Here is a 14,749-nt window from a genome sequence, read left to right as displayed (position 1 = left end):
CAGCTGACCACGATCACCGCCGACAAAAGCTACGACTGGGACGCGCTGCGGCACGAACTCAAAGACGCTGGCATCCGACCAGTGATCAAACATCGTGAGTTCTACGCACTCGATAAAGCGCACAACGCTCGCCACGACGAGGATGTCTATCACCGCCGGTCGATCGTCGAAGCGATCTTCTTCGCACTGAAACATCGGTTCGGCGAGACGTTGCGAGCCAGAACGTGGTTTGGCCAGTTCAGAGAACTCATCCTAAAGGCCGCCGTCAGAAACATCGAGCAAGCTGTGAGACTCTAACACCACTGATATCGCGCGTCTAAACAAGCCCGATAGCGCGAATGTGGCACGAGATTCGGCTTGATCTGCGAACGGAGTGATCGGTCAGTACAGGGCACATATGTTGCACGCTGTGGGGCTCTGCCACAACTTCCATCGATCGTGTCGCGCGTCCGAATCCGATGGTTTCAGACTGTATCAAAGCATTATCCTCCCTGACACACGTACACCCGCTATCGATGGATACGGCTGAGGCGGAGCGAATCGGGATTCTTTGTGCTGATGACCAGCCGGTGTTCACTGCCGTCGCCAGCCGCCTTAGAGACGCGGGATACGAGGTTCGGTTCTTCGATCCGCGCTCCGAACTCTCTCCAAGTCACATCGACGATCTCGCTCTGCTCGTCAACAAGCAGGTGTTCCCGCGCAATGTCCCCGCGCTCAGGGTTGCACGGCGAACGGGGACGCCCCTGTGGAACAACCTCGTCGCGACGATTGCGTTGAGTTCACGGCTCATCGGACTCCGGGCGCTCGAGGCGGTCGGATTTCGCACCCCTCGAATAACCTTCGAGAAGCCCGAGTTCGAGTACGTCGCAAAACCCTACTACATCTGGGACGGCGACGTCGAACTGAACGGCGAGGGAGGCTTCTATCAAGAACTGATCGTTACGGACCCCGTCGATTACAAGTACTACACCATTCACGATGAAGCGAGAGTCCAGACGGCGGCCAAGTGCGTTACTTCGAAGCTCTATGGCCCCAAACGATTCCTGAATCAGGTGCGCCCCAGACCGATGCTTACGCGCCGTCTGCGTCGCCTCGTCAACCGGCTCGATCTCCGGGGCGTTGGTGTCGATTTCGTCAAAGATGCCGAGGGCCGGTTCTGGGCCGTAGACATCAACCTCGCCGCAGGGTACCGGAATAGCGGATTAGAACCCGCCCTCTGCAAATCGATTCGTGCGAGTCTTCCCGACTGATAATCTGTAAGCTACCCCTTCGAGTACCGAAGAGAGAGTTGCTGCTACATCCTCTGAGTCGGTCACGCTACTTCTGACAGAAGCCGAGCAGTTCGAGCAATCCGTACCGAACTCACAGCGCGGATATATCACGCTGTGACGGTCAGGAGTAACGAAGTGAGCACTTGCTGGTGAGTCAGTATACTCGTCACAGTTCGCCGCTTCGACGCACAGAACAACTAATGGACGAGCTAACGGACGTTTAAGGGATGAGCACGAACAGCGATCAAAAGCCTCAGAACGGTCCGGTCCCCTCCGGCTGCTGATGGCCTGTTTGCTGTTTCTCGGTATCAGTGCTATCGGTGGTGGTGGTTAGTTTCTCTTGGATCCAACCGGTGACATAGTCGGTATGCCGGTAGATGTCTTAGCTGGCTCACCGTTTACGGATTTCCTATTGCCGGGGATGATTCTCTTCACCGTTTTGGGACTCTTCCCACTCGTTGTCCTTTACGGCCTCTGTACAGAGCGCGGTTGGGCGTGGCCTGCTGCGATTATAGTCGGGATTGCGTTAATTGTCTGGATCGTTGTTCAAGGATTGATCGTGGGCTTCGGGCACTGGCTACAGTGGCTGTATCTTAGCTTAGGATTCGTCCTCATTCTTCTCGCGTTGCTTCCATCAGTGAGACGGACAGTTTGAATTGATTTTTCTCTAAGTGTGCTGTATGCCTTCTCTATATTCAGCAAGCTTTTTTGACAGCTATCAGGGGAACCGATTGCTGCGCCGTTACCTACTTGACCTGTACTGAGCGATCACAGATTTCAGATATTTAGCCCGATCTCGCCACGTTCGCGCTGTATATTCAGCGATGCATATATCAATATTTCTATATACTAATCGTGGTACTGAGGTCTTGTAAAGATCTGGACGACGGGTGATAGATTGACCCAGTGTCGGCCTTCACCTCGGCGCCACCGTGCGCAGGGTGCTCGCCTTCGAACCTCTGGTATAGAGGAGATCATCTTCAACGGCCGACATACAGACTTATTGTCTGGTAATCCAACCCGCTATGCATCGTATCATTCAGGCAGTCGAAACCGATCGGTCGGCTGTATCACGAGGTTGCCGACTACGATCTCGTGATTGTTCCCGACTCACCTCTGGCGGACGCCCTCAATCGGCGCCTCGAGCGACCTCATTTCGGGCCGTTTGCGATCACACCCAGACGCCTCGCGACACGTCGCCGAGAGACCGCGGAGGACCGGACCGCGTTCCTCGAGGTCATCGACGAGACTGATCTCAGCTGGAAGGAAATCGCCTACACCGTCGGAAACGTGCTTCAGTGTTGGGAGTATCGGGGAAGCGCCGACGCGATCCTCGAGTACGACCCGTTCGACACGCCGGCGACCAGAACCGTCGTCGACATCGTCAGTTCACTACAGACGTCTTCGCGACTTCTCGAAGACTACGAGATCGACGTTGGTGCAGCCAAGTCGGTCGCAGTCGTCGGTGAGCGCCAATTGACGAACCTCGAGCGATCCGTCCTCCCCGACGAGTACGATTCGATCGATCGGTTCACCGAGGACACGTTCGGTCTCCCGGCGTTTCGAATCTTCGAATCACCAGCAGCGATCGTCGACGCGATTCTCGATACCGTCACGCGGGACAACGCGGACGATATCGGCATCGTACTCGACTCGAGCAGCGAATATTCGCCGCTCATCGAGTCGGCGCTCGAGACGGCGGAGATTCCGTACTACGGTGGTCCCGGCTTCATGGACGATCGCGATCACCGCGCGTTCGTCCAGCTACTTCGCTGTACGACAGCTGGCTCCGATACCCGCGTTCAATCCGTGAAGCCGCTACTCTCGTGTCTCGGTGCAACGGTGCCGGTCGAGCACGACGAAAAACGACTCGCTGACGCCGACGACCCCGAGACCGACTGGCTCCGCGAGTTCATCGGTCGAGCGGACACGCTCACCTTCGAAGAGACGCTGAACGCGTACGAAGATCGAACGGGACGAACGCTCGAGTCGTTCCGCGACGAACTCGATCGACTCGGCTTGCTCGCGGAACCGATCACGACGGGTGCGATCGATCGACTCGGCTTCTACCTCGAGACCTACGAGGTGCCGATCGATCGGAACAACGAGGGGGTCCTGCTGGCGGATGCGAAATCGGCTTCGTTCGTCGACCGACCGATCGTCTTCTATCTGGGACTCGACGAGGACTGGACACACGACTCGCCGAACCGGCCGTGGGTCGACCGAGACGAGGAGTACGAGCGAAACATCGACGGCTTCCAGTCGCTCCTCCAGAGCGGTGTCGAACGGAACTATCTCGTGCAGGACGCCGCCGGTGGCTCACCCATCACGCCGTGTCTGTACTTCGACGAGTTGGTCGAAGCCGAGTTCGAACGGTTCAGCGATCTCGAGTCGAGACGTTACGTTCGGACTGGCCGATCGACCGGCGATGGATTCGATCGGGAGCCGCTGGACGCGGACGTCGAACCCGAACGCGTCGAGACGATCAGTCAGTCGAGTCTGAACACGTACGCGAACTCTCCACGAGACTACTGCTTCGGCCGGCTCGTCGAGACCCCGGATAAGGACTATTTCGTCGAAGGGAATCTCTTTCACGACTTCGCCGAGTTCGTCGTCAACAATCCAGGATTCGTCGACGATGCCTGTCTCGAGGAAGTCGTCGACGCCATGATCGAGGAGACGCGTGCGTTTCATCGAACTATCGATCTCGAGACACAACGAACGCGGTATCGGATCGGCCTCGAGACGATCTGCGACTATCTCGACGAACACGCTCCAGCCGATACGACGTTCCTGACGCCGTCGAGCGGCTGGGGAGCTAATTTCTTCGCAGAGTACTTCGATCGCGATGTCGACTCGCCGGCAACCGAGCGGTGGTTCGAAGACGGTGATCTTCGACTCAAGGGGAAGATCGATCTCGTGCAGTCGCCGACACAACTCGTCGATTTCAAGAGCGGGAACAGAAACTCCGCGTCGCAGGTAACCAACCACGCATCGATCGATGAGCCGAGTGACAAGCCGAACTTCCAGGCGTTGTGCTATCTCACCTATTGGCGTCGGCAACAGCCCGACGAGTCCCTCGAGTTCACGTTCTTCCACTTCCTCGAAACGCTCGAGGACGTCGTCGCCGGCGACGCGACACTCGAGGACTGTCTGACGACGATAACCTACCACCCGGTCGCGTTCGACGAGTTCGTGCAGTCTCGGACGGTCTTCGACGAACTCCGTGAAGACGCCGCTAACGACTGCAACAAGACGTTCTCGAAAACCGACTACGAAACGTATCTGGCAGTGTTCGACGCCTACAACGTCCCCAGAACGCGAGACGCGGACGAGATGGCTGACTCACCCTTCGGCGAGGCGCTGGTCGAACGCCTCGTCGACGACGTCGGCGACTACAAGTACGTCAGGAACGGCTGTATGCAGGCGTTCAGACACCTCTGTAGCTACCGTAAAGCGGGCTACTTCGTGGAAGATCTCGACGCGTTCGAGCGCTTCGTCGACGAGCAACTCGAGGAATTGAACCGCTACCGACGCGGCGAAGACCGCTTCCCGATCGACGGTCGCGCCGGCGAACCGAACTACCGCTACGTGAACAACCGCGATATGCTACTCACCGACACCCGACCGACTCGAGACGGCTCCCAGAGCACCCAGGCCGAAGAGACGCTCGCAGCCGATGCAGTGGACTCGGAGGTGAATCGATGACATCGCCGACTGACGAGTCGCCTACTGCAGCGCCGACACCCAACGAGGGTCAGCGTGAACTCATTGAGGGAACGGACGGATTGTATCTCGTCGACGCCGGCGCCGGGACCGGCAAGACGTTTACGGTCACTCACCGGTATGCGAACATCGTTGCACAAGACGATATCGAGCCCGACGATATCCTGTTGATCACGTTCACTCGAAACGCGGCGACGGAAATGAAAGACAGGATCGTCACCAGCTGTGACTACGATATGCGGGCGCTGAACGACGCACCTATTCAGACCTTTCACAGTCTGTGTAGCGATATTCTCGATCAGCACGGCTTTCACGCACCAACATATCTCGGGATCGATGATGCGATCACCGGGTCGACGCAAGTCCTCGAGAACGAGACGGTCGAGCGAGAGTATTTCCGCGAATTCATCGGCCGCTTCAGTGACGAACACGACGAGTACGACGATCTCCTCCGGTGTCTCTCCGAGCCGACGGAGCTACTCGGTCTCATCAACAACCTCGCCGCGAAGGGCATCTTTCCAACGTCGGATGGCTGGTATCGCGACTCCAGAGACGCCCTCGAGGGAGACTTCGATGCGTTCAAAGACGCGTTCGACGAGCTGAATCGGCCCCGAAACGGCGGTAGCAAACAGTCGAAGCTCCGTTCGAGTCTCGGTCGGTATGGAAATAACAAATGCTACCTACCGGACGCGCCCGACCGCAACGAGTTACGCGGTGAGTACGGGTCGAAATCCGTTCCCGAAGACGCCGCCGAACGAGTCTTCACCGAGAATCGTGACCATCTCATCGAGTTCGTCCACGACGTCTACTTCGAGTACCTCGAGTTCGCACTCGGACGGAACTACCTGAACTTCTCGTTCCTCCAGCTGTTCGCGTTCGTGCTGTGCTGTGAAGACGACGACCTCCGCGAATCGCTGGCGTTCGAGTACGTGATGATCGACGAGTTCCAGGACTCGAGCGAGATCCAGTTCAAACTCGCCTTGCTCCTCTCGGGGACGGACAATTTCTGCGCCGTCGGTGACTGGAAGCAGAGCATCTACTCGTTCCAGTACGCCGCCGTCGAGAACATCACCAGATTCGAGTCCCGACTCGAGCGCTTTGCCGCCGAGTTGAACGACGATGCCGACCGCGTCTCGTTCCCGCTCGAGTCCGTCACGAGGATCGAACTCGAGCAGAACTATCGCTCGACGCAGCCGATCCTGGATTTCTCCGAGAACGCACTCGTCACACCGGGTAGTAGTCGGGAATTGATCGATCGGGAGTCGATTCTCGAGCAGGTCGTCTCCCTGTTCTCGAACACCGAACAGGATCAGTCGCGGATCGAGGCCTTCCGGCACGCCGACGAACACGAAGCGATTCTTACGAAAATCCAGGAGATCGTCGGTAACGACGAGTACGCAGTCGAAGAAGACGGCGAACTGCGGCCGCCAACGTACGGTGATATCGCCGTCCTCACTCGAACCCGCGATTTCGGCCGCGAGTTACTTTCGACCGCCGAGGCGTACGAGTTCCCCATGGCCTACGAAGGCGGAATCGAGCTCTTCCGCACTGACCAGGCGAAACTCCTGCTGGCCTGGCTGCGCATTCTCGAGGGCGGATCGGCGGCCGAGCGAGGATGGGCAGTCGTCTTAGAGCGTGCCGGGTACGCGCTCGACGATCGAATACGTCCTCGAACACGAGGCGTATCCCGATACGATGCAGCGGTTTCGTTCCGAGCTCGAGGCCTTCGAGACGCACACGGCCGTCACGCGGCGCGTGTTCGATCGCTACGGCTACGACGGAGCGACGTCCGACGTCGTCCTCACGACGATCAAGTCGCTTCACAGTTCGACGACGATGACCCGAGGAGACCTGATTCGAATTATCGAAGATGGTGTCGAGAATGGCTACACGCAGGAGGTTCAGGCCGCCGCAGGCACCGATTCGGTCACCGTCCAGACGATCCACTCCGTCAAGGGTCTCGAACATCCGATCGTTATTCTCGGGAACATGAACAGCGGCGCGTTCCCGCCATCGGGAGGCTCTAGCGGCACAATCACCTACTCCGAAACGGCTGGACTCCGTCAGCGGAAGTGCTACGACGACGCCCACGGCGAGCCACACGTCTACGATAACTGGCGAGCCGACGTCCTGCGGCGCTGTCAGCCGACCGAATACGACGAGGAACGACGCCTCCTCTACGTCGCGATGACTCGCGCCGAGGATCACCTGCTGTTCGCCGCTGGTGAGGAGCCCAATACCTTCCTCGAGGAGTTACCAGTCGAGATCGAGACACTCGAGCCGGGCATTTCGTCAGTAGACATCGACGAGACGACGCACACACAGTTCAGCATCGATGCGCCAGCGTCACCGGGGTCCGAGGGCCACTCGCCGCACTCGCTCATGGACGACAGCATCTACGAGGACGGTTCCGATGGTCGAGGGATGGACTTCGGTTCTCGAGTCCACGAGTTCGCCGAAGACTATGCGCTTGGAAAGGACGTCACGCCCGACAATGACGACGAACGGCACGTGAAGGCGCTCCTCGATGGGCTCTCGGGGGATCTGCGAGTCGAGGAACGCGCCTATCTTCCGCTCAGGGTCGATGGGACACAGGTTACGCTATCAGGGGTGATCGACTTGGTTCACGTGACTGACGATACCGTCGAGATCGTCGACTTCAAAACGGATCTCAGTCGTCACGCTGAGTCCGAGTACCGAATCCAACTCAGTGTCTACTACCACGTCCTCAACGAGTGGTTCAGTACTCACACTGTGACTGCGTCTCTCTTCTATACGGCCGAAGATACTCGAGTCGAGATCGAACCATTGTCGGAAGCAGAGTTAGTAGAGTTAGCAGGTAATCACAGATCCGTGATCGAGTGAGAACGAGCGTTTCTAATTGGTAACTGGCTACACGAATCTAGTTTCACCGGAAACGGGGTGTGCAAACGAGATGACTCCACTCGTGGACGTAATTGCAGTGGTTGAACATGCGGCCGAAGAATCGGGTCTGTCGGAGAGGGCTCGAGCCATATTTCAGTCCCGCCGGGTGAGAACGTGATCAAACTGGGCACAAAGGGTGCGGATGGAGAGAGCAACGACGAACTCGGCGCGGGTCGCACGCACGCACTGAACACCGTCGAGTCCTCGAGTAACTTTCGCTCGAGTAACTCCCACTTACGGTAGTGAACTCGTCCTTCGCCGTTCTCGTTCGGCGTTTTTTGCCGTAGCGTATTCGACTGGCACCAACGCTCGAGTGTCGATACGAGCCGACTGTCAGCATCCACGTCCTCCGGTAGCGAAGCCACCAGTGATACCTTCGCAACTTCGAGTCGCTACGCTCCCGCTCGAGGCTAACTGATGTACAGCACCTCTACTCCCTATACTGGGTACAATAGGCTAAATAGGTCTGGTAGGCTTAATATCTACAATAGATGAAATAGCTCCCTGGTCTGTCTGATCTAACCCTTCTATTGTAGCTATTCTTCCTACCGCACCTATTACACCTATGGCAGCTACTGTATCTGCCTGCGGTAGAATTATATGCCTCTCGTTAGATGTGTGTACTGTCCGCTGAAACAGACGTTCGTGGTACAATAGGTACCTATCGAAATTGGAGGCGGGTGGAGTCACACAAGATGGCAACAACAGACGAGCCGCGCGCCGTGAGCGTGGTCATCCTGAAAGGTGGTGTCGGCAAATCAACGACCTCGATAAATCTCGCGCGCCAGCTCGCCGAGCGCGGTCCGACGCTGTTCGCGGACCTGGATCCGAACGGTCACGCGACGAACGGCCTCGGGTTTACAGACGCCTACCGGAGCGAGACGAATCTCGGTGACGTTATCCTCGAGGGAAACGCGACACCGGACGACATCATCCGGCAAACCGAGTACGGCTTCGATCTGCTCCCGTCGTCGAACACGCTCGAGGACGTCGAAAAGGACCTCGCCGGCGCGATGCAGGGATCAGCCCGCGTCAAGTCCAAGATCGTCGACCCGCTGCTCGGCACCGAGTACGAGTACGTGGTCTTCGACTGCCCGGCCTATCCGGGGATGCTCAACAACAACGCCTTAGTCGCGACGGGCAACGTGATGATCCCGATCGAACCTGGCTCGAGTGCGATCGGTGGCTACAAGCGAACGATGGAGCGGTTGATCGAACCGGCTCGCGAGTACATCGACGTCGACGTCCTCGCAATCGTGCCGAACAAACTCGAGGACCGGATCGATCAACGGACCGAAGACCGGGAACTACTCGAGAACCTGAACACGGCGAGCTACGAGGTCAACCCCGGCCAGCCACTTCCCGAGGTTGTGCCGTCGTTCGCCCGCATTACGGCCGAAGAGTTCGAGGAGATCGACGCGAGAGAACGAAAGTCGCCGAAGCCTGGAATCCGGCATCGTGCAGCGCTTTCGCGGTCGCTCAGCGCCGAGCAACCGCTCCAGGACTACGATCCGGAAAGCGACCAGATCGAGTGCTACGAGGAACTCGCGTCGATCGTCGCGAACGGAGGAATCGAACGATGAGCAATCCGTTCGACGACCTCGAGTCTGACGACGATGACGACCGAACCGAAGACGAAACCGACGAAGGAGAGCGCAGTTCGAGTCCGAACGCAACCGAACCCGACGTGATGCAGGAGGCGCCGGCCTCGAGTCCGAATCGGCAGTCACGGTCGGGGACCGCTGGCGAACAGCGCTCACGGGAGCCGACGCCGGCTGACTCCGGTCCGGCATTCGAGTACTCGACGGTTCGTCAGCGTCCGCTGTACGCCCGTTCCGAGACGTGGGACGACTTCGAAAAAACGCTTCGGACGTCGATCACCCCGTCGCTGGCCAAGGAGGACGTCGTCGACGAGGAAACCCGGGAGATACACGACGCGGTGCTTCGGCTTGCAGCCTCCGAACCGGAACGAGTTGCGAAACTGGTACTCGAGGCCCGCCGTCAGTCGGAGTGATTCGACGGGGAGACAACGAGTCCCGCTACGGTACTTCTCTCCTCGTCGCAACCTGAAGGAGATTCGAGCGCACTTCTCTGATATCTGTGATAGAAAGCAGGTAGGAGTACGAATGTCCCTCGGGGCTTCTCGGTCGGAATCGACGGGACGGTGCTTGGACCATTGTTTTGGTTAAAACAGCGACGACGGTACTATCGCACTGTTTCCCGGTGAGTTGAAACTGCTACGTTGTCAGCACTTTCGGAAGCGTGGACCTCCTCGAACGGTTTGTTACGGGAGACGATGAACAATTATCCTCAAGATGAAATGACCGGTCTTCCGACAATCTCTCTATCTAAGTGCATTGGTGTTCATGAGCTGGCTTTCTTTGACATGACCTACGTGGCTTGGCACTTGTTTGTTTATCAATCGATACAATTGGGCAAAGAGCGTATTCCGCCTACTGGCCTCCCTGTGGGTGGGAGCGACGATCCCGATGGAATCCCATTCGGGAACTATTCGAATTGTGATGAATGGTCGACGCTACCCTGAAACAGACAACTATGACAACCGCAAATCGATCGTTCAGTCACTGCCGATCATCGAGCCCGACCGGAGCACTCACACCGTAATTATCAAAAAACGATGGAATCAAACACTGCACAACTAGGTGTGGTTGGACTGGGATACGTCGGATCACCGCTCGCATCGGCCTTCGCAAGCGCGGGACACCACGTCGTCGGATACGACCACGATGTCGAAAAAATCGAGATGCTACGCGAAAGAAGCCGAGTATCGAGCGCGGGTGACGAACACGACGAGAGTTCTCTCACCTACAGTTCGGATCCGATGTGCTTGCAAGCGTGTGAAACCATCATTACTGCGGTTCCCACGCCGCTAACGGAGTCATCAGAACCGGATCTCTCGATGGTTCGCACAGCAGGACGGACGATCGGCGAACACCTCGCTCCCGGTTCGACGGTTGTCCTCGAGTCGACGGTTTATCCAGGTGCGACCCGGGCGGAATTCGTCCCCGAAATCGAACGAACATCGGACCTTTCGCTCGGTGAGGACTTCGAGGTGGGTTATTCACCGGAGCGCATCAATCCCGGCGACGATCTCGGCCTCCGACACATCATTAAACCGGTTAGCGGACGCACCGACTCCGTCCGTTCCGAGCTTTTAGATCTGTACGACGATATCGTCGACGAGACGTACCCCGCTCCGACGATCGAGTCGGCGGAGGCGGCCAAATGCCTCGAGAACGCACAGCGTGACCTCAACATCGCGCTAATCAACCAGTTTGCGATGGCCTGTGCTACTATCGATTACCTGGAGTACGAAGACGTACTCTCGGTCGCCGATACGAAGTGGAATTTCCAGCGGTACAATCCAGGCCTGGTCGAGGGCCACTGCATTCCGATCGATCCCTACTTTTTGATCGAACGACTCGAGCACCACGGTGCGTCAGCCTCTCTCATGCGAGAAGCTCGAACCGTCAACGAATCCGTGACCGACCACGTGTTTCAGCTGACGATCGAAGCGCTCAATCGCCGGCGAGAACGTGTCTCCGTAATAGACGACGCAGAACGCGTGCTCGTCTGCGGGCTCTCCTACAAGCCGAACGTAGCGGACGTTCGATCCAGAGCGAAACAGGAACTGTTCGAGAAGCTACGTACAGCCGGGATCGACCTCGTCGGATACGATCCGTACGTAAACCCAGAGGAAGCGGCAGACACGTTCGACCTCGAGATGTGGCCCTCGATCGATATTGGAGACGTGTCGGGCCTTTTGTTCCTCACTAATCACAGCACGTTCGGTGACCTCACGCTGGACGAAGTCGTGGAAAGGACACCGGAGCATACCGCGATAATCGACATCGCAGGGACGTTCGAGGAGCCGATTCGTTCCGACATTATCTATCAGCGACTGTAGGAAGGGGAACCGACGATCGAACGATATCACACAAAAGTGACCTGGAGCAACAACACAGTCTGGAAATCATGATTACGAACAAACAAATACTGATAACCGGCGGAGCGGGGTTCATCGGGAGTCACCTGGCTGAACAGCTAACGAAACACAATTACGTGACGGTTCTGGATAATTTCTCGACGGGATCGGGCTCGAATATCGATTCCATACCCGTGAATGCGGTGATTGACGGAAGCGTTACGGATCGGGATCTCGTCGAACGTGTCGTCGCGAACCACGACATCGTCGTACACATGGCCGCCGTGATGGGGGTCAGACGCACTCTCGAGCGACCGCTCGAGGTTCTCGAAGTGAACGTCGACGGCACCAGAACCGTCCTCGACGCTGCTTCGAATTCGGGCGTCGAACGCGTTCTGGTCGCGTCGACCTCGGAAGTGTACGGCGACGCGCCGGACCCACCGTACGGTGAGGACGACGAGCAGGCTCCAAAGACGAACTACGCGGTCGCGAAGCTAGCGGACGAACGATTCACACAGGCGTACCAGGCGGCGTCCGACCTCGATTACACCATCGTCCGGTACTTCAACGTATACGGACCGCGACAGGATTCTTCAGGGTACGGGTACGTCGTCCCGATTTTCGTTCGCAACGCTCTGGCCGACGAGTCGCTACGAGTTCACGGTGATGGCGATCAGACGAGAGACTTCACGTATATCGACGACGCGATCGACTGTACGATTAGCGCGTTGAGTCCCGCGGGCAGAAACGAGGTGTTCAACGTCGGGAGCGGATCGGAGCTAGCGATACGCGATCTCGCCGAATGCGTCGTCAAAGAAGTCGGTGACGGAAAAGTCGAGTACGTCGAGCACCCTCGACCATACACGGTCAAACGCCGTTGCTCGGACATTTCGAAGGCGAAAACCCTTCTTGGATACACGCCGCGTACTTCGCTCTCGCGGGGGATCGAAAAGATGACCGACTCGGCCGGTCGGCCGCAACCGCGTCGATACGAGGCATAATATGAGTTACGTGACATCGTTCCTCTCCAACTTCTCGATCGTCCTCGGGATAGTCGCCTCTCTGATGAAATCGCCGCTCGCGATTTTTTCGGAATCGGGGGTGGAACCGATCGTGGGACGACTCACCGTGCGTCGTCGGACACTACTCCGGAGTAGCGGCATCATCGTCGGGGCGGCACTTACAGGCGGATCCATCGGTGCTACAGCAGCCGAAAGCGATGAGAGAGAAGAACCGGAACCGCTCGAGTTCGACGGCGAGGGTGTCTCCGTAACCGATGAGTTCAGCATCGACGGGGGACCTACGGTGATAGAGGCGACACACGATGGCAACTCGACGTTCGTGATCCAGTTCGTTCCTCTGGAAGACGGCGTCGATTATCGGTTGCTCGAACATACCGGTGAGTTCGACGGATCCGCAGGCGCCTTCGTCGAAGAAGGATCGTACGTCATCTACGTCGACGCCGATGGGGCGTGGGACGTCGTCGTTCGACAACCGAGAGTATCCGACGACGACGCTGAACGACCCCCGCTCACGATCGAAGGAACGGGATCGAACTGGAGCGGTCCGATTCTCTTCGAAGAGACAACTCGCATCGCCGCATTCTACGAAGATAACTCGAATATTCGTGTCGAGGTCGTTCCACAAGGAATCGACGATACCGAATTCGTCTGGAACGGAAGTGAACTCGTCTTCGATGCGATCGGTCCGTTTGCCGGGGTTACCTCGATTAATACGGAGGACGTCGGATACATCGACATAACGGCAGTTGGTGACTGGACGATCGAACTAACGTAGCACTTGGTCGGTTTCGTTGCCCATCCGGGGATACTCTACAGCGAATTACTCGGCCGCAGTTGTTGACATCCTCCCCGCCCTAAAGGGCGGGCTTTCCCCTTGAATTCCCGCAATCGATCGGAGCACTCTCCGCGTAGGTTTAATCAGGGTTGAAGCAACACTGGAACGATGAAAATTTAGCAAAAACACGAAAATAAGAGTCGGTCGGACAAAATCGAAAGCATCGATAAATTTCGGCCATAAATACAATGAACTCCTACAAATGAAAGTTATTAATAATGGTGGTTACGTTAGAATATTCCGTATGGATCCCTACTTTCCGAATCCAAATCCCCCCTGCCACCCGAAACCCTGCCAACTCTGTGAGATTCCCGTCGACGGTGACGAAACGGAAGGATGGTGGCTGGAGCGAAAAACGGAACAGGGATTGAGATACTATCAACTTCTGTGTCTCTCTTGCTGTGTCAATAAAATGAACGAGGAGCCGATACATCCGGACGTCTCTGATGAGAGCGACGTGAGGAGCTATCTCTACGAATAAAAGTGAAGTAGAAATCAAAATCTAACAAAATATACGGTCTTTTAATAATGCACGTGACCTCTTTCTCAATATTAGTGGAGCTGTTTAATTAGTACAGCGCTATGTAGGCGACATATGAAGATGTGTTATATAGTTTCATTCCATACGTGTGAGTACGATGACTGATTTACCGTCTCCACTCAGAGATTCCGCTTTGAGAGACGTAGTCGCCACCGTCACCAACGGTATTGCGTTTCTCGATGACTCCGGAACGATTGTCTTCACGAATTCGTACCTCACCGATCTTCTCGGATATCGCTCGGAAGAGTTACGCGGTCAGTCGATCGAATATCTCTTTCCAGACGACTGGTCGGACCCGTTCGAAACGATCCTCGAACACGCAACTTCGAATAGTGGTGACGGTGCTAGCGGCGTCACCTGCTCGCTCATTCACAAGACGGGTGACGAGATTCCGGCTACGCTGAGTGCGACAGAACTCGAGGAAGAACGCTGCTATCTCGCCGTGACGTTCCAGGATGTCGCTGACCGAACGAATCAAAGCCG

8 protein-coding genes and 2 pseudogenes are annotated in these 14,749 nt (G+C 56.8%); all 10 read left to right on the top strand.

The window, feature by feature from the left end; genetic code table 11:
• The coding region (locus CV102_RS22165) for a transposase (protein WP_148860197.1) at window positions 1-297 on the top strand (297 nt) is incomplete at its 5' end.
• A 218-nt stretch (window positions 298-515) separates the two neighbouring features.
• On the top strand, window positions 516-1,250 hold the full coding sequence (locus CV102_RS26445) for a hypothetical protein (RefSeq protein ID WP_222863726.1): 735 nt from the start codon (window positions 516-518) through the stop codon (window positions 1,248-1,250).
• Window positions 1,251-2,300: 1,050 nt separating this feature from the next.
• Window positions 2,301-4,979, top strand: a complete 2,679-nt coding sequence (locus CV102_RS22155; protein WP_148860196.1) for a PD-(D/E)XK nuclease family protein — start codon at window positions 2,301-2,303, stop codon at window positions 4,977-4,979.
• Window positions 4,976-7,862 (top strand): annotated as a pseudogene (locus CV102_RS22150) (UvrD-helicase domain-containing protein). The gene CV102_RS22155 and the pseudogene CV102_RS22150 overlap by 4 nt, the downstream one beginning before the upstream one ends.
• 755 nt (window positions 7,863-8,617) lie before the next feature.
• A complete protein-coding gene (locus tag CV102_RS22145; RefSeq protein ID WP_148860195.1) occupies window positions 8,618-9,505 on the top strand; it encodes a ParA family protein in 888 nt (295 codons plus the stop codon).
• A complete protein-coding gene (locus CV102_RS22140; protein WP_148860194.1) occupies window positions 9,502-9,936 on the top strand; it encodes a hypothetical protein in 435 nt (144 codons plus the stop codon). Before CV102_RS22145 ends, CV102_RS22140 begins: the two co-directional genes overlap by 4 nt.
• 624 nt (window positions 9,937-10,560) lie before the next feature.
• Complete coding sequence (locus CV102_RS22135) at window positions 10,561-11,850, top strand: nucleotide sugar dehydrogenase (RefSeq protein WP_148860193.1); 1,290 nt, start codon at window positions 10,561-10,563, stop codon at window positions 11,848-11,850.
• Between the two features lie 68 nt (window positions 11,851-11,918).
• Window positions 11,919-12,869 carry an NAD-dependent epimerase/dehydratase family protein gene (locus CV102_RS22130; RefSeq protein ID WP_148860192.1) on the top strand — a complete coding sequence of 317 codons (951 nt, stop codon included), beginning with the start codon at window positions 11,919-11,921 and terminating at the stop codon, window positions 12,867-12,869.
• Window position 12,870: 1 nt separating this feature from the next.
• Entirely contained in the window at window positions 12,871-13,665 is a 795-nt protein-coding gene (locus CV102_RS22125; RefSeq protein ID WP_233710775.1) for a hypothetical protein, read from the top strand.
• Window positions 13,666-14,363: 698 nt separating this feature from the next.
• A pseudogene (locus CV102_RS26840) lies at window positions 14,364-14,735 on the top strand (PAS domain S-box protein); the annotation flags it as partial.
• Window positions 14,736-14,749: the final 14 nt, after the last annotated feature.

This window comes from Natronococcus pandeyae (assembly GCF_008122205.1).
In the GTDB taxonomy this organism is placed as follows: domain Archaea; phylum Halobacteriota; class Halobacteria; order Halobacteriales; family Natrialbaceae; genus Natronococcus; species Natronococcus pandeyae.
This window is presented reverse-complemented; position numbering and strand designations above follow the sequence as displayed.

Coding starts and splice junctions, on each gene's coding strand:
- CV102_RS22130 (WP_148860192.1), top strand. CDS start 11,919: ATGATTACGAACAAACAAATACTGATAACCGGCGGAGCGGGGTTCATC.
- CV102_RS26445 (WP_222863726.1), top strand. CDS start 516: ATGGATACGGCTGAGGCGGAGCGAATCGGGATTCTTTGTGCTGATGAC.
- CV102_RS22145 (WP_148860195.1), top strand. CDS start 8,618: ATGGCAACAACAGACGAGCCGCGCGCCGTGAGCGTGGTCATCCTGAAA.
- CV102_RS22140 (WP_148860194.1), top strand. CDS start 9,502: ATGAGCAATCCGTTCGACGACCTCGAGTCTGACGACGATGACGACCGA.
- CV102_RS22135 (WP_148860193.1), top strand. CDS start 10,561: ATGGAATCAAACACTGCACAACTAGGTGTGGTTGGACTGGGATACGTC.
- CV102_RS22125 (WP_233710775.1), top strand. CDS start 12,871: ATGAGTTACGTGACATCGTTCCTCTCCAACTTCTCGATCGTCCTCGGG.